This window comes from Achromobacter ruhlandii, from assembly GCF_902859695.1.
In the GTDB taxonomy this organism is placed as follows: Bacteria; Pseudomonadota; Gammaproteobacteria; order Burkholderiales; family Burkholderiaceae_B; genus Achromobacter; species Achromobacter ruhlandii.
In genome coordinates this window covers 82,865-96,929 of sequence record NZ_CADIJL010000024.1, presented here as the reverse complement: position 1 = coordinate 96,929, position 14,065 = coordinate 82,865, and the positions used below count along the sequence as shown (strand labels likewise).

16 protein-coding genes and 1 pseudogene are annotated in these 14,065 nt (G+C 59.3%); 8 read left to right on the top strand and 9 right to left on the bottom strand.

Translation table 11 applies throughout. The features are described 5' to 3' along the window. Positions 1–601, bottom strand: a 601-nt coding sequence (pilV, locus tag HV742_RS23590) for a shufflon system plasmid conjugative transfer pilus tip adhesin PilV (RefSeq protein WP_254601234.1), incomplete at its 3' end; no start/stop codon positions are given. 63 nt (positions 602–664) lie between these two features. Here pilV and HV742_RS23585 point away from each other — a divergent pair. Both HV742_RS23585 and HV742_RS23580 read left to right on the top strand, forming a co-directional pair. Beyond that, positions 665–1,366 carry a hypothetical protein gene (locus tag HV742_RS23585; RefSeq protein ID WP_175146514.1) on the top strand — a complete coding sequence of 234 codons (702 nt, stop codon included), beginning with the start codon at positions 665–667 and terminating at the stop codon, positions 1,364–1,366. A gap of 35 nt (positions 1,367–1,401) precedes the next feature. Beyond that, positions 1,402–3,201, top strand: coding sequence for a DNA topoisomerase (locus HV742_RS23580; RefSeq protein WP_175146513.1), 1,800 nt, complete (start codon positions 1,402–1,404; stop codon positions 3,199–3,201). Here the strand turns inward: HV742_RS23580 and HV742_RS23575 are convergent. From HV742_RS23575 to HV742_RS23560, 4 genes are all read right to left on the bottom strand, one after another. Further along, a complete protein-coding gene (locus HV742_RS23575; protein ID WP_131726785.1) occupies positions 3,198–3,635 on the bottom strand; it encodes a hypothetical protein in 438 nt (145 codons plus the stop codon). The two genes, HV742_RS23580 and HV742_RS23575, sit on opposite strands and share 4 nt — an antisense overlap. Positions 3,636–3,744: 109 nt before the next feature. After that, positions 3,745–4,152, bottom strand: a complete 408-nt coding sequence (locus HV742_RS23570; RefSeq protein ID WP_109421662.1) for a hypothetical protein — start codon at positions 4,150–4,152, stop codon at positions 3,745–3,747. Positions 4,153–4,244: 92 nt separating this feature from the next. Next, a complete protein-coding gene (locus HV742_RS23565; RefSeq protein ID WP_175146512.1) occupies positions 4,245–5,081 on the bottom strand; it encodes a hypothetical protein in 837 nt (278 codons plus the stop codon). Position 5,082: 1 nt separating this feature from the next. Further along, positions 5,083–5,418: a hypothetical protein gene (locus HV742_RS23560; RefSeq protein WP_254601233.1), complete on the bottom strand. Its 336-nt coding sequence runs from the start codon at positions 5,416–5,418 to the stop codon at positions 5,083–5,085. A 381-nt stretch (positions 5,419–5,799) separates the two neighbouring features. Here HV742_RS23560 and HV742_RS32365 point away from each other — a divergent pair, with 381 nt between their 5' ends. From HV742_RS32365 to HV742_RS23540, 4 genes are all read left to right on the top strand, one after another. Then, positions 5,800–6,444, top strand: coding sequence for a hypothetical protein (locus HV742_RS32365; protein ID WP_254601231.1), 645 nt, complete (start codon positions 5,800–5,802; stop codon positions 6,442–6,444). A 40-nt stretch (positions 6,445–6,484) separates the two neighbouring features. Then, positions 6,485–6,667: a hypothetical protein gene (locus HV742_RS23550; protein ID WP_254601230.1), complete on the top strand. Its 183-nt coding sequence runs from the start codon at positions 6,485–6,487 to the stop codon at positions 6,665–6,667. Positions 6,668–6,758: 91 nt separating this feature from the next. Continuing rightward, a complete protein-coding gene (locus tag HV742_RS23545; RefSeq protein ID WP_175146510.1) occupies positions 6,759–7,235 on the top strand; it encodes a hypothetical protein in 477 nt (158 codons plus the stop codon). A gap of 32 nt (positions 7,236–7,267) precedes the next feature. Next, positions 7,268–7,663: a hypothetical protein gene (locus HV742_RS23540; RefSeq protein ID WP_175146509.1), complete on the top strand. Its 396-nt coding sequence runs from the start codon at positions 7,268–7,270 to the stop codon at positions 7,661–7,663. Between the two features lie 284 nt (positions 7,664–7,947). Here HV742_RS23540 and HV742_RS23535 read toward each other — a convergent pair. The 3 genes and pseudogenes from HV742_RS23535 to HV742_RS23525 form a co-directional block, all read right to left on the bottom strand. Continuing rightward, positions 7,948–8,994 (bottom strand): annotated as a pseudogene (locus tag HV742_RS23535) (type IV pilus twitching motility protein PilT); the annotation flags it as partial. 51 nt (positions 8,995–9,045) lie between these two features. Next, positions 9,046–9,858: a hypothetical protein gene (locus HV742_RS23530; protein WP_175146507.1), complete on the bottom strand. Its 813-nt coding sequence runs from the start codon at positions 9,856–9,858 to the stop codon at positions 9,046–9,048. 14 nt (positions 9,859–9,872) lie between these two features. Next, entirely contained in the window at positions 9,873–10,877 is a 1,005-nt protein-coding gene (locus HV742_RS23525) for a hypothetical protein (protein WP_175146506.1), read from the bottom strand. A gap of 315 nt (positions 10,878–11,192) precedes the next feature. Here HV742_RS23525 and HV742_RS23520 point away from each other — a divergent pair, with 315 nt between their 5' ends. Both HV742_RS23520 and traI read left to right on the top strand, forming a co-directional pair. Then, complete coding sequence (locus tag HV742_RS23520; RefSeq protein ID WP_054473442.1) at positions 11,193–11,492, top strand: plasmid mobilization protein; 300 nt, start codon at positions 11,193–11,195, stop codon at positions 11,490–11,492. Positions 11,493–11,494: 2 nt separating this feature from the next. Beyond that, complete coding sequence (gene traI / locus HV742_RS23515; protein ID WP_175146505.1) at positions 11,495–13,546, top strand: TraI/MobA(P) family conjugative relaxase; 2,052 nt, start codon at positions 11,495–11,497, stop codon at positions 13,544–13,546. Positions 13,547–13,568: 22 nt separating this feature from the next. Here the strand turns inward: traI and HV742_RS32550 are convergent, their stop codons facing one another. Then, entirely contained in the window at positions 13,569–14,063 is a 495-nt protein-coding gene (locus HV742_RS32550) for a 1-acyl-sn-glycerol-3-phosphate acyltransferase (RefSeq protein WP_175146504.1), read from the bottom strand. Between the last annotated feature and the right edge of the window lie 2 nt (positions 14,064–14,065).

Genomic DNA, 14,065 nt, shown 5'->3' with positions numbered 1-14,065 from the left:
CGCTGGCATTCAGGGCAACAAGAGACCAATCGTTCTGCTGTATCTGAAGACGTCCGGTCATCGTGTCGCCCGATGCGCGCACATATCTAGTCCAAATACCGGATTGGCAAGAAAGTAGCAGTCCCGTCGTTGTCACTGCGACTAGGCCATTCGGGGTGCACGATGTGCCTTCCGTCGCAACGTTCTTGATCAGCACATTTCCCGCGGAAATCGTGCCGGAATAGTCGCTAGACTGCTCGATCCACTTGGACCCATCCCACATGTAAGGTTTGGCGGTGGACATGACCATTCGTACATCGCCAGTTGCATTGCCGGCCGGTGGAAGATTGGCGACCGCCGCCACAGGATCCTTCCAATAGCCGGTTGTCGCTTGGACCACCACCGTTGGCGGTTGCGTGGCTGCCGCGCGGTTTGCCTTAACGGCTGCCGCAGTGGGATTCACCACCATGTTCACTGGGTTGCCGTTTGCGTCGAGGAGTGTCACGTTGCCGTTGTCCTGCGCGGCATTTGCAGGCACCTGATGCCACCAGACTTCGGCGGCGCTAGCTGGCGTGTTGAGGCCAGCCAAGGCGACCATCAGAGCAAAAGCGAGGTTTTTCATTTGCATACCTAGCATGAAATATTGCAATATTCATTATATGTGTTCCAAATCATAGTGCATAAAATGTATAGATTGGTCAAAAGCTTGGGGTTGTGCCTGGTGGCGCTTTCGTGGCGCGCTAGTGTCGCTGCGTCGGGTGTGGAGCTTGCCGCTGCACGCGAGCAGATGCAGGTCTACTCCCCTGCCCTGGTCGCCCTCTACGATCGAAGCCGTGACGTGCTGCCTGCGCTGCAACAGTACGTGCTACAGCAAGGATTCAACGAGGCGCATGAGCAGCTGGGTGTGCTTGTCCATGAATTGATCCACATCGAATCAGCGAGAAGGGGCGCCTTCTGGATCGACGGGCAAGGCTATGAGGGGTATCAACCGACCAGTTGGCCGCCATTGGCGGGCCGCGACTTGCCCCTATCTGATGTTGAGAAGGCGCAGCTGGGGCTGATCTATGAGAACTACCTTTTGAGAAACCCGGAGACGACACTCCGAAATGTGGTCGACGAGTTGAACGCGTACTCGCAAACGGCGGGGTTTATTTGTCGGCACTTTGCCGGAGGAGCGGACAAGCAAGCGCGTCCGTTGCTTGGTCACTTGGCCCTGGCAAATGCGTTCCTTGCGGCGTACACGCCTGGTGAGAGGGGAGAGACATGCGGGGACGGCCCAACGGAGGGCGTTCTAGCTCTCATTGTGAAGAACAGCTACAAGGCATTGAGTGCATGCGGGGTCTACGCAATACCGAGCCAAGGTGCCATTCGTAGCTGCCTGGAATAACTTGTTCGTCGTCCCGCCTCATCGGATTTTCACCGGTGAAAATTGACACCATGCCGCAAGCACAATCCCCTCTCATCATCGTCGACTCGGTTGCAATTGCCGACCGAGTGCGTCAAGTCCTGGGCGCCGATTTCGAAGTGTGCGCGACTGGTGGTCAGATATGTGACCTGCCTGCTGACGAGATGGGAATTGATTCAGATACTGCAACCCCTCGCTTTCGTCTTACCGAGAGCGGTCGCAGTGCCCTGAGGCGAATTCGGCCGCTGATTCCGGAAAGCAAGACTGTGTACCTTGCTACAGAATCATCTAGCGCTGGTGAATGCCTTGCAATGCATCTTGTTTCCCGCCTGCGCCTGAAGCACTTCCGACGGATCCATTTGGTCAGCCTCGAGCCAACCACATTGCGAGCGATTCTGGGCGTCAGCATGCCGTTGAATTATTGCCTGGCCCAATCCTACCAAGCGCGTCGAGCGATAGACCGGCTTATCGGGTTCACTGTGAGTCGGCCTCTCGCGGCCAAGCTCGGACGGAAGGGTATATCCACCGGACGCCTGCAGGCGGCGATACTCGCGCTGCTACTCGCACGAGAGCGGGCTCGCACCGGTCGACATTCTGGCCAGGCTACTGTCGAATTGCAGTTTCCAGGTTTTGTCGCCAGCTGCCGAATTGTTGATCGAATCGAGGATCCACCGCGCGAGATCGAAAGGTTGAGAAGCGGCTCTCTTGAAGTGGTGCGAAGCTCCTCGCGCTTGATTGCGCGAATGCCTCCTCCTCCACTCACGATCTCATCAGTGTTGGTGCTCGCGTGCCGATTTTGGGGCTACAGACCCGAGGAGGTCTTAGCAGGCCTGGATGCGTTGTTTCTCGCCGGCGAGATCACTCAGCCATCAACCTACATCTGTTCTTTTGACGAAGACGCGCTTGCGTCGATCAAAGCGGTGGCGAGCCGGCTCGACTTGCCCCTACCGGACTCGGGTCACAGTTTCCCTGCGCCTCAGGTCGTGGAGGCCGGTATTGAAGGATTACGTCCGACAAGTATCGACATGGAGGGCGCTGGCAAGACCGAGGTGGAGCAACGACTGTATTCCTTGATCTGGGCGCGCGCGGTCCTGTCCCAATTGGCCCCGGCCGCCTATTCGATGCAAGAGCTGAGCTTGGTTGACGCCAGCGGGCGCCGGTACTTGGCCACGGCACATCAATTAGTGAGTCCAGGGTTTCTAGCGTCAGCCGACATACTGGGTGTGGGTGAGGTCGACGACTCCCCGGCGCATTTCGGGGAAAGCCCAACTCTTCCTGTCCATCCAAAAGGGGCGTACCTTACCCCGACCGGAGTTAGTTACGTTGCGTCGGATAGTGGCCTTCCACCAGGGCTGTATACGGCGGCCGATTTGGCCGCTGAGCTGGAAGAACTTGAGGTTGGTCGTGCGGACGCCGCATACAACGTCATGCAGTTGATGAGCGCACGCGGCTACATTGAGGATGTTCGAGGCACGGTCATGCCGACCGACCAGGGCCGCGCAATCTACGGCCAGTTGCGTGGCCCATTCTCGTTTGCAACTATCCCCTACTTGCGGAAGATCGAGGCGGCCCTGCAAGGCATCGCGCAAGGGCGCCGGCAACTTGTCGATGTCATCGAGGATTTTCGCTCCACCCTTCATAGAGAGCTTGAAGGGTTTGAGACCGGCAGCGCCACGCCGTTGGGAGAAACACAAGAACAGCGCCCTTGCCCGAAATGCGGCCGTCGCATGGATCTGGCCAATGGGCCCCACGGCTCCTTTTGGGCGTGCAGCGGCTTCACTTCTCTGCCACCGTGTGAATACACGTCATCGCGCTAGCTGGATCTCGTGTTGTTTAAGGTGGCCACAATCCGCTCTAGCTTGCTCACAGTGCCTTGGAGCAGCTTGCGATCTGCATCCATCTGGTCTTGCCTCCGCTTGAGATCGGCCATCTCGTGCTGCAGCGCTGCGACTTGGGCGGCGACGTCTTGTTGGACACCCTCTCCACCCGCTGACGGGGATTTTGCTTTGTAGGCGCGGACCTCCTCATGAACCGTGGTCGCAGAGGGGCGCCGTTGCGGTGCAAACTGCCTGAGTAGCTGAAGGTATGTGCTTGCGCCATACACCGAGCCGGTGACCTGGTGAACGAGTTTAATGAACTGCTGCAGGTATTCACGGTTATTCCCTGGAGTCGGTGCATCAATTTGCGCCAGGCCGGCCGTGATCCGTTGTTCAAGGTCTTGAGGAAGGGGAAGTATTGAAGGTCTTGCCATGCTCGGCCTGGATGAAGTCTGTGATTTGCAAGTGTGACTGGCCCATTGCCAGGCCCGGCTCGTTCAGCGGCATCGCGACGCCGGAGCTGGGCAACAAGAGTCGCAGCGCTCAATTTGCTGGAGTTTGAACTTGCCTGAACAAGGCGCGCGCCGCCTGCACGAACTCGAGGGGGGTCTCATGATATGGGTTAGGCCAGGTGCGCCACCACTCGATAACGCGAGTAGCCTCCTCGTCCGTTGCTGCCTCCACCACCATCTGCATTTCGGCGACGATCGGCCCTCGACGAGGGTCGTCCTGGTTTAGTGGATCGTCGGGGCACAGAGTTTCGTAGATTTCGACGAGCCTCGCTGGAAGCTTGCGCCGGCGCCGGCCTTGCGCGAGCTTAACCGCGTGTTGGCTAGAAAAGGAACGCAGGCACCATTTCTCACACAGTTCGTAAGCCGGATCTTCAGGTTTGCCGCCAACGCTCCAGCTACCATCCGGGAATCGGACTACAGTCCACAATTGTTCTTTCATGTCGATTGCCTCATGAACTTGCAAGGTGGTGACGTTAACACCAGTTTGTTTTAGAGCGCCGGAGTGGCACCTGCAGCCGGATGCCAGGTTGGCTATGAGTCAGTAACCGCGGCGATCGCGGCCTCGCCAGCGACCGCGATCAAGCCGTATGCGGTGGCGAAATCATTCAGGCTGTTGTGATTCTCATTGCTACCGTCAGCATGATCTTCGATGCGAACGTCGCTGCACAGATGCCGGCGGCGAACATGCACCCAGTCACCCAGTACGAACTCCCCGCCGTGGTCGGGCCCAAGGGCATCCAGTGCGAGCAAAGCGCGGTGCACGGCCTGGGCCTGAGCCTCCGTGAGGATTCGCTTGGCCCGGACTTCGGCCTGGCGCCGGGCGCGGAAGACGCCGGCAGCGGCGATTACGTCAACCCGCGCAGGCTCAGTGCCGGGCCAATCCTCGATGATGCCATCGGCGATCTGACCATCATCGAGATCACGCAGAAGCTCGTCGGCGCTCAGGTTGAAGTTGGCGCTGATCGCTTCATCGACAATGGCCTGGATGTTCATGGCCTGCGCTTCGTCGGCGGCGATAAACGCGGCTTGCTCGCGTTCCAGGTCGGCCACGTCGGAAAGAACCAGTTGCACGGCGTCCGGGTCGGTGGGGTCGGTCGCGGCCGCCACAGTATCGCGCCACTGCGGGCGCTTCGTGCGCAGGATGCGCAGCACGGCGGCGCGGTATTCGTCCGATTCCATGTCGGACGGGTCGCGGGCTTCGTCCAGCCATTCCGGCCACATTTCGGCGCAGGTCTCCACGATCCGGCCCTGGGCGTCCCGCGCCCAGACCATCCAATCGTCAATCGCAATGACGGCCGGTGGCGGGCTGGTGACGCTATCCGGGGAACGGGTTGCGGTCGACACCGTAGCTGCAGCTTTGCCCTTCATGTCATACCCCCTTGGAGAGCGAAGTGAACAGGCCGGCGCCGTGGTTGCGACCGCCACACTTGCATTCGCACGTACCGTTGTGCTTCCCGTTGGTGCACTTGGCGTTGCATTCATGGCGAGATGGGAACGCCTTGTACTCGATCTTGCGAGTGACCGGAAGCGGCTCGCCCGTACCAGAGATGGGATATGCGACAAGCATCATGAACCCGTCGTAGCGCAGGCCTTTCACGCCCGGGAATCTCGCAGCAAATTCGGTGTTGGGTAGACCGTGTGCTCCTCTGCCCCGCAGTTCGACGGTCTGGCCGTCGATGTCGCTGAAATATTTGATGTTCGCCATACAGGGCTCTCCCGCCATGCGCGCCAGGATTGGGGCGCTTGTTGTAGTTATTTTAATCGTTATTTAAATAACTAACAACCGCCAAACGTTGCCCGACATCAATACGCACATCGCGGCAACCTACCCTCCCCCAACCCCTCGGGGAGCGCGGCCCTGCCAACAGCCGGCTTCGCTCTTGGCCTGCCTGCCCGACAGCATGCTCCGCGCATCCTGCCAGAGGTCTGGATGTATTTGCGTGTAGCCAGGCGCTAGGCGTGAGCCATAAAACAACAATTATTTGACCGTTATAAAAATAACGATTAAAGTAACGATCATGCGCTGTTGAATCAACCGCAGAAGGCCTCAAGAACTGAGGCAAATCAACCCTTACGGAGATGGACAATGACCCAGACCAGCGACCCTAAAGAATGGGAAGAGGAAGTTACTCAGCTTATCGAGCAGTTCGGCGTCGAGCGGCCGGCAGCGCAAGCCGTGGTTCGCGCCAACGAGATGGCTCTCAACGCTTTGTGGCGCGATTCTGCGGCGCCGGCGACCGCAGCCGTCACCGTGTACCTCAAGCCTGCCGAGGCGCTGGCCAGTCTCCAGCTGCAGGCGAAATCGCGTGCGTTCGCGCTTGCCGACGATGCCGCCTACTTTGGGCAGCGGTATTTGGCTGACATCAGCGACGGCATTTGTCTACGCCAGCTCGTAGAGCGCGCGGTAATCCGCCGCGCCGTTCTGGATCTCCTCGCGATGCGGTGCGAAGACGGCCCAGCATATGCAATCAGCGTTTTCGACGGGGAAGAAACGGTTGTGGCGGACTCTCGGGACCCGGCCACCATCATGGCCGCGATCATGTCGACCGACGTCGATGCTTTGGTAGTTCGCCGCTTGCGCGAAGGCTTCAAGCCCGCCTACGCCGGTGAGATGGCCCTGGTCTATGGCAATGACGGATGGGACGTGATTGCCGATTACAGCACCGTTCTCGACGTCGACCTGGCCACCGCAAACGCACTGGCCGAGGCCTTCGGCGACCTTCTTGCTTAGGGCTACGCCCCGAAATCTTGGATCGAGTACAGGAATGACCATGAAGCAAAAGCAATGGGCCGTCCACGTTAAAGGCGTTGGCTACATCGGCAAAGTCACGGAATCGAATGAGGAGCTGGCTCGGGCTGCGGCGCTGTCCAGATATGGCGAAGTGGGTGATCGCCGGGGGAACGGAACGTGGGCGATCTTCGAGGACGATGAGTTCAGCGTCTCGCCCGCCTAACAGTGCCGGTGCATGCCTCGCGTGCGGGGCATGGGCAGGCACTGTTACCTGGCCATTCAACAGCCTCTCATCGGAGGCAAAGGTAGACCCTATGGAAATGACTTTTAACGCGTACATGGCCAAGCTGCGCGCGCTACTGGGGGTGGCCACGCCTGGCGCCGTGCTCAAGATTGGGAGTGGGTTGGGGGCCACGCTGATTCAGGGCAACCCGGTGTGGTTCGATCTGGATGATCGCATCGAGGACCATTCTGACTTCGATGAAAGCGCTTGGAGCGACTCCAGCGGCAGTATGGACGGCCAGACGCCGACCGAGACATGGGGCGCGCTCGCCAGCCCTGAATTCGTCGCTACACGAGGAGCAGGCCAGGCTTGCGATGGGTTGCTCCGCGTAGCTAAGTCACCGGCCGCACAACAGCCCTTCACCGTATGTCACATCACCTCGGGCGCAATCACCGTGGATCACTGGTATGCCACGGACGCTGACTCAGCGCTCGAGCAGGCACTGGCTGATGGTCTGACCGATCCAGTGGTGTTTGCCGGCCATATCGCCTCTGTCGCATCCAACTAACGAATGACCGTCGTCGAGACCAGGAGATCACCATGCAAGCTAAACAGCAGATGGCCGCAACGTTGCCGCAGGCCGATTCTCTTCTCAGCACCGCTCAGGCCAAGGCCGTCTGCAGCGCAATAGAGGCCCTGGGCAAAGTTGGCGTCAGCGCAGGCAGTCTGGTGCTGCCGGCTACGCCCCACCGCTGCCGCACTACTGTTTTTTGGAACTATGAAGGGGTCGGTGTCACCGTCGCCGGCGGCCTAAACGAATATCACGAGGATCGTGCCGCTTTCGCCACCGCCTATGGCGTGGACCAGGAACCGGATCAGTTGTTTGAGCTGGCCCGACGACTGGCCTATCCCACCGGCGGTGAGCGCCTCATCCTTGACGATTACAGGAACATAGCCCGGCAAATTGTCGAGCCGGATGGCGTGCGCCTGGCATGAAGCAGATGCCCAAAACTTGTCTGCACATTTTGATCCAGGGCCGGTCCACGGTCTTCGGTCGACAGCTTTGAGGATTCAAGCATGCCTCTCTCATATCGCGCTAAGGCCATCATCCTCGGCCAGAATGGTTATAGGACAGTGCTAAATGCGCTGTTCCCTACTCGGCAGGAGGCGGACGACCAAGCGCTGGCCTGGATCGGTGCGCACCTCCGATGCACGACAGTGGTCGGTCCAAGCTATAAGGTCGGCCCGCAGTAAGGCACGACGCGCCGCTCTTCTCGTGGCTATCCATGCCTTCCTCGTAGGATGCGATCTGCATCCTGACGATCCACAGCCCCAACCCGCAAGAGATCTTCAATCGACTGCTTCAGCGTCATCATGCCCGCTGACCCTCCGGTTTGGATTGCGGATGGCAATTGAGCCAGGTCGCCCGTGCGTATTAGATTGCGAACTGCCGGTGTGCTGGTTAGCGTCTCGAAGGCGGCAACGCGTTCGCGGCCGTCGGCGGTCTTGACCAGTGCTTGGGCGATGAATAGGCGCAAGCTGTCAGCGAGCATGGACCTCGCTAGATCCTTCTCGCCAGGCGGAAAGGCGTCGATCAGCCGTTGCACCGCGCTTGGCGTATTGCGTGCGTGGAGGGTCGCCAAGACCAATAATCCGGTGTCGGCCGCCGTCATCGCAGCTCGCAGGGACCGTGCGTCGCGCAATTCCCCAATCATGAGCACGTTGGCGTCCTCGCGTAGGGCATCCATGAGAGCATCTTCGAACGTCAAAACGTCTCGGGGAACCTCCTTCTGCGTCACCAGGGAGAGGATTGACTTATGGGGATACTCAATCGGGTCTTCTGCCGTCACGATTCGGCGCCGGAACGTTCGATTGATGTAGTCGACCGCGCCAGCGAGCGTTGACGACTTCCCCGATCCGGTAGGTCCGGACACGATGATCAGGCCGCTTTGGTCGGCCAGCGAATTTTCGATGACGGCGGGCGCCTGTATGCTGCCGAGGCTGCGGATTGCCGTCGGTAGCAGCCTGCAGGCTGCTGCCCACCCCTCTGCGTGCTTAAACAGCCGCAGGCGGATCCTGGGCCCCGTAGGCAGATCAATTGCCGCATCATACCTACCGGCGCGCTCAAAGCGCGCTTTGGCCTGTTGGGGCAGCAGTGTCGAGAACAAATCTGCCAGGTGCTCGTCCTTGGGCCGGGCAAAGCCTTCCTCAAATACGAGATCTCCATTCGCTCGACGGAACGCGACGTGCTGTCCCGAGCTGACATGCAGGTCCGACGCACGGGCGGCTGCAGCTTCGTTAAGAAGTTCGGTGAAGTACATGATTTTGCATTGTTCCTTTTTTAATGCTCAATAGCTCACATTTTTACTGGTGAAAAATTAGAGCCCGCCCCGAAACTTCGGCGTTACCCCATACTTTCCGTGGAGCAGCGTAGTCATGTTGGCCTGCTCACGGGCCAGTACACGTTTGTACCAGCCATGCTGGGCGTGAAAGCTGAAGCCGTCCGCCTTGAGCACGTCCTTGTGTTGGAACAGACCGACTTTCCCAAGTACGCAGAAGTAGATCGAATCGATCTCGTTGGCCGCGGCAGCAAGCACGCGCACGTTTTTGCTTTCGAGGTGGTCGTGAAGCCAACCGGTTTCGTCCGCGAGGATTGAATCGTCACACTCGATAACCCAAGCCCGCTCAGTGCTTGAGTACGAGTAGCCACGTTCCTTCAAGCTGTCTTTGAATCGAAAAGCATTGTCGACCTTGATCACCCACCCTTCCTTGCGCACAGCTGGCTTGAAGTCAAGGCGCCCGACACTTTTCTCTAGTTGAGCAATGTCTCGCAGGCCGATCGCGTCGGTGACGACAGCCAGGTCGATCACACCCATGCGGTGGCCCGTCTCCAATAGCAGCTTGTAGGTTGTGTAGAACTGCTTGTCATGGCCCGTTCGGCCATAGAGGCAGCAATCGACGTGGTGAGCGAGCTCGTGCACCGCTGTCTTGACAACGTGGGCTGCGGGGCGGCTTAGGTTGAACACGCGGATCTTTCGCGTGACAAGGTGATAGTCCCCGTGTCTTGATCGCATCTCCTTAGGGACAATCTCGACAGTGAAACTGCGAAGCATCACGCTGTTGGCTTCGAATGCCATCGCGGCGATCGAGCGTAGCGCTTCGTGAATTTCGTTGCTGTTCAGTGTGAGCATTTCCCACTCCATGGTCAGTTTCTGGGCTTTCCCAAGATTTTCGGCTGCATCTCGACGAAGTCTCCACTTGTTCGGCCAGTCCGGGTTTCCTGCATCGGCTTCCAATTGCGGCGCGCCACCATTTCCGAGCCCTTCTCCGTCCTCACCTCGCCATCGGCTGTTCGGTACTGCAAGCGCATCGTGTAGAAGCGCTGCGACTTGCTCAACATGAGGCCGGGGATCCCTGGGTGCTCCAGCTCTTTATCCGTGTAAACGTCAGTTGGCAGATTTGGCTCTTCTTTGACCTTGGTTGGTTCGGCATCGGTGACGCAAGTCAACGATGCCTGACCCGCGTCAGCCGCAACTAGCGGCTGACGCGGGTTTGTGGTCTTCGGCGGGCTTGCCTGCCGAAGTGGCGGGTTGTTTTTATGGTCAGGGTTGTTTCCCGGAACGGGCGCTTGGGTGGTGCCCCGCCTTGCGGGGCTTTCCGGCGGCGGTGCCGAAGGCGCTGCCGCCGGTGCCGGGGCCAACCAGGCCCCGGCCGCGCCGCGATGAGTCGGCGCCCCTTCTCCGCCCACTAGTCGCCCCAGCAAGGCCTCGGTCCGCGCGGCAGCCTGGCCTTCTACTTGGCTGCGTACTTGCGCCTGTGCTCGACTCACCTCCGCTTCGCGTGTGTCCGCCCGTGCTGCATGCGGGCGCTCACGTGCCGCACTGTCGCCCTTCTCCGCACGCTGCGCCGACTGGTAGTAGCTCTCGCATTGCTCGAGCATATCCATGAGGAACTCGTGATAGTAGGTGCGCACCGTGCCGATGGCGAGCTTGAGGCCCGCATCGTTAAGGAGCTTCGTGATTTGCTTGAATCCGAAGCCGCGTTTGCGCATGCAGAACAGCTTTGGCATGAGTACGCGAAATACGTCGCGCTGGCTGTACTCCTCGGGTAGCAGCGCGCGGGCGGCGATGTCCAAACTCGCTTCAATCGCCTGCCGGTCAATAAGCCCAATACGCCGGCGTCCTGGTGCTCCGTCCATCGTCACTTTCATTTCACTTTAGTGGTGCCATCACTGGGTTGTTCCAACATTGACGTCGGCATGTTTGCGCCGAGTAAACGGCACATGCATAGTGGAAATGGTAAATATTCATTGTATATTTAGCTCCAATTTCACCTACATCTTTCAATCAACTTCTTGGACAGGATGCCAGTTGTCCGGACAAACTGAAGTTTGTCCGGCCACCGGGGGGCAATGCTAGGTCGCTTCGCGCCCGTCGCATTGCCCCCCTACTGGGGGAAACTCAGGGCTCCGCCCCGAGACCCCGCTGCGCGAAAACCTGTCAGGACTAACCGTAGGCGTGGTGCCATGGGCTTCTACAAAAAAGAAATCACGGCGAACGTCCGCTTGGACGTTCGCGTGAATCCTCAGGAGAAAGCGGAGATCAAGGAACGCGCCGAACGGGCCTGTCTTACCGTGAGCGACTATGTGCGTCGCTGTGCATTGAGCAAGCGGGTAGATATGCGATATGACGTGGATGCCATCCTGGCCATCACCTCAGCGCGCGATCGCATTTCGGAGCTGCTGAAGCTCCCGCAGAGCCAGGTCACGCCGGCTGAAGCGAAATTCGCCTTTGAAGAAGTAATGGCCGCCATCCGCCGGGTCTAATCATGATCGTCAAAGTGGTTCCCGGTCGACGGGACGGCAAAACTGATATGAAGCAGCTCGCCCAATACATCACGCAGGGGATGGGCGAGCAGGTCCGGCAAGAAGCGGGTTTCGGCCAACTGACGGAATATATGGCTGCCGACGAGAATGTCTACGGCGAACAAAAGTGTGTAGCGGTGGCGCTTCACGGATTGGGCAATCTCGAAGATGCCGCGGTTGAGCTGTACGCCGTCGCGGCCAAGAACACCCGGGTGACGGATCCGGTGCTGCACCTGGTGGCCAGCTGGCCTGAATTTGAAAGGCCGTCCAACGAGGAGATCTTCTGGGCTGGACGACAACTGCTCAAGGCTCTTAACCTGCATGAACACCAGTCGATCATGGCAATCCACGGTGATACGGACAATGTCCATGTGCACATCGAAGTAAATCGGGTCCACCCGGTGACATTCCGGGCGCAGCATTTACCCTGGCTGCACAAGACGCTACACCGCGAAGCTCGCCGTATCGAAATTGCTAAGGACTGGTTTCACGACACCGGCTTGTTTGTGGTGCAGCGTTCGGCTGACGGCAAAAAGTTCGTTGTGCCGAACACTGCCCACGTCGAAACGCCTGACATTGTCCATGGGAGAGCGCCGACGCGAGAGAATGGCGCCGGGCCCGATAGTGCTCCGGGCGCTGACGATCAGGACGTAGTGCGCTATCGGATCGACGCGCCTGATGGCGGCGGCGGCCGGCAGCACATGGATGTCTGGAGCGACGAGCCCAGCCTTATCAGCGTTTGCCGCGAGGTGGTGGTAGACGAGGTGATGGCGGCTCTAGAGGTGGACCCAACTTGGGACGCAGTTCACCACGTTCTTGCCGCCCATGGTATGCAACTACGCCAGAGCGGCGCGGGTGCATGGCAGCTCCAAGCGATGAAAGCTGCAGACGGAGAAATCATTCGGCTTCCCGCTAGCAAAGCGTTGCGCAAGCTGCACCTAAGCACCTTGAGCGATCGGCTGGGCACGTTCATCCCGGCCGAAGGTCCTTTGCGCCCACCTCCTTTCGAGCTTCCAGCCGTGCCTGGCCGGCGCGCCGAAGCAGCTGATGATCGAGGTCCCCCCAAACGCGATCCGGAGAAGCGGCTCTTGAGGCGGCTCGAACGCGCGGAGGCCCGGACCGCCTTGATTGAGCGATATCGCGCTGAGAAGGCTATGGCGCTGACGGACCGGGCCAGGCTGCGGGATGAGGGTAAGCAGATCACTGCTTGGCGCACCATGCAGCACGCAGCAGTCCGCGCCGAGTTCGCCCCGCGCCGCGCTGAGATTCAAACCAATCCTCACCTCAACGATTCTGTTAAGCGGCAGCAGTACAGTTTGCTTGCAATGGAGCGGATCCAGCAGAAACTCCGAATAGATGCCACGGCGAAGGAGCGACGCGATGCGCTTACCTTAAGCCTTCCGCCCGTTCCTCAGTGGCGGCCGTGGGTGGAGAGCCTGGCCGCCGCAGGGGACGAGGCGGCAATCTCCGCGTTGCGCGGGCTGGTCTATCAGGACCGGCGAGATGCGAACAAGGCTGCGCAGGGGCTTCAAGGAGAGAGCGACGGTAAAACCCAGCAGGACATCGATGGTGAAATTCGGCAGATAATCGCAAGGCGCCAACGCGAGGACGCCATTCACCCCCCTACCCTGTTGCCCCAGTCAGAAGCCCAAGTATTGCTACGTATGATCGATGGAATGCAATGGCGCGTTACGAGCAATGGCAGCATTCGCTATTCGAAGGATCAGGGCGACCCGCTCTTTACAGACCGTGGCAACCGCGTCACCTTTGATCGTCGCCATGTGAGCGATGACGAGTTGCGCCTGACCCTAATGCATGCCCGCGAGAAGTTTGGCGCCACGGTCGTTCTTTCGGGTAGCGATAAGGTATTCACGGAACGAATGGTGAAAGCTGCGGCCCAGCTGGGCATCTACGTGAAAAACCCTGAGCATCGGGGACTGTGGCGACAGCACGCCGCGGCCTCACAATCTGCAAATCGGGATAGGAAGCCGACTGGTCGCCCTGGACGACGTTAGATCCACTACCCTGCGATGAAGCTTAGAACTCCAAGGAAATCTTTGGCCAGAGGCGTCTACCAGCTTTGGCGAAGAGACGACTCTGGTCCGCACCGAATATTTGCAATTCCAATACGGCGGCGCTTGCCTGGCTCGAAAGCCAACGGTACCCGGGACGGTCGGGACCCCGCGCGCCGGTGAGTGAAATCACCCCCTCTGGGAAGATGACTACGTTTTTGCCGGCACCGAGATTGCGGGCGAGAGTGCGTAGCCCGAATGGCGCTGAACTGTCCATCGGCACTACTTCTCCAAGCCCTAGCCATGTCAATGCGGCCAGGCCAAATCGCGCCCGCTTGGACCGGCGGGCGAAGTTTGTGTCGACTGCGAAGACGAGTGGCACTGGAGATGCTAGGGCTACGACAATGCCGTCCAAAAGCGAGATATGGTTGCACGTCACAATGCAACCTCCTCGGGTCAGTGCAGCGACAGTGCTAGTCCGATACTGGACTGTGACGCGCAGGGCGCGCAGGGCTAGCATTG

Excerpts from the sequence above, each read along its gene's own strand:
- HV742_RS23585 (WP_175146514.1), top strand. The coding sequence starts at position 665 with ATGTATAGATTGGTCAAAAGCTTGGGGTTGTGCCTGGTGGCGCTTTCG.
- HV742_RS23575 (WP_131726785.1), bottom strand. The coding sequence starts at position 3,635 with ATGGCAAGACCTTCAATACTTCCCCTTCCTCAAGACCTTGAACAACGG.
- HV742_RS23570 (WP_109421662.1), bottom strand. The coding sequence starts at position 4,152 with ATGAAAGAACAATTGTGGACTGTAGTCCGATTCCCGGATGGTAGCTGG.
- HV742_RS23565 (WP_175146512.1), bottom strand. The coding sequence starts at position 5,081 with ATGAAGGGCAAAGCTGCAGCTACGGTGTCGACCGCAACCCGTTCCCCG.
- HV742_RS23560 (WP_254601233.1), bottom strand. The coding sequence starts at position 5,418 with ATGGCGAACATCAAATATTTCAGCGACATCGACGGCCAGACCGTCGAA.
- HV742_RS32365 (WP_254601231.1), top strand. The coding sequence starts at position 5,800 with ATGACCCAGACCAGCGACCCTAAAGAATGGGAAGAGGAAGTTACTCAG.
- HV742_RS23550 (WP_254601230.1), top strand. The coding sequence starts at position 6,485 with ATGAAGCAAAAGCAATGGGCCGTCCACGTTAAAGGCGTTGGCTACATC.
- HV742_RS23545 (WP_175146510.1), top strand. The coding sequence starts at position 6,759 with ATGGAAATGACTTTTAACGCGTACATGGCCAAGCTGCGCGCGCTACTG.
- HV742_RS23540 (WP_175146509.1), top strand. The coding sequence starts at position 7,268 with ATGCAAGCTAAACAGCAGATGGCCGCAACGTTGCCGCAGGCCGATTCT.
- HV742_RS23530 (WP_175146507.1), bottom strand. The coding sequence starts at position 9,858 with ATGCTCACACTGAACAGCAACGAAATTCACGAAGCGCTACGCTCGATC.
- HV742_RS23525 (WP_175146506.1), bottom strand. The coding sequence starts at position 10,877 with ATGAAAGTGACGATGGACGGAGCACCAGGACGCCGGCGTATTGGGCTT.
- HV742_RS23520 (WP_054473442.1), top strand. The coding sequence starts at position 11,193 with ATGGGCTTCTACAAAAAAGAAATCACGGCGAACGTCCGCTTGGACGTT.
- traI (WP_175146505.1), top strand. The coding sequence starts at position 11,495 with ATGATCGTCAAAGTGGTTCCCGGTCGACGGGACGGCAAAACTGATATG.
- HV742_RS32550 (WP_175146504.1), bottom strand. The coding sequence starts at position 14,063 with ATGCTAGCCCTGCGCGCCCTGCGCGTCACAGTCCAGTATCGGACTAGC.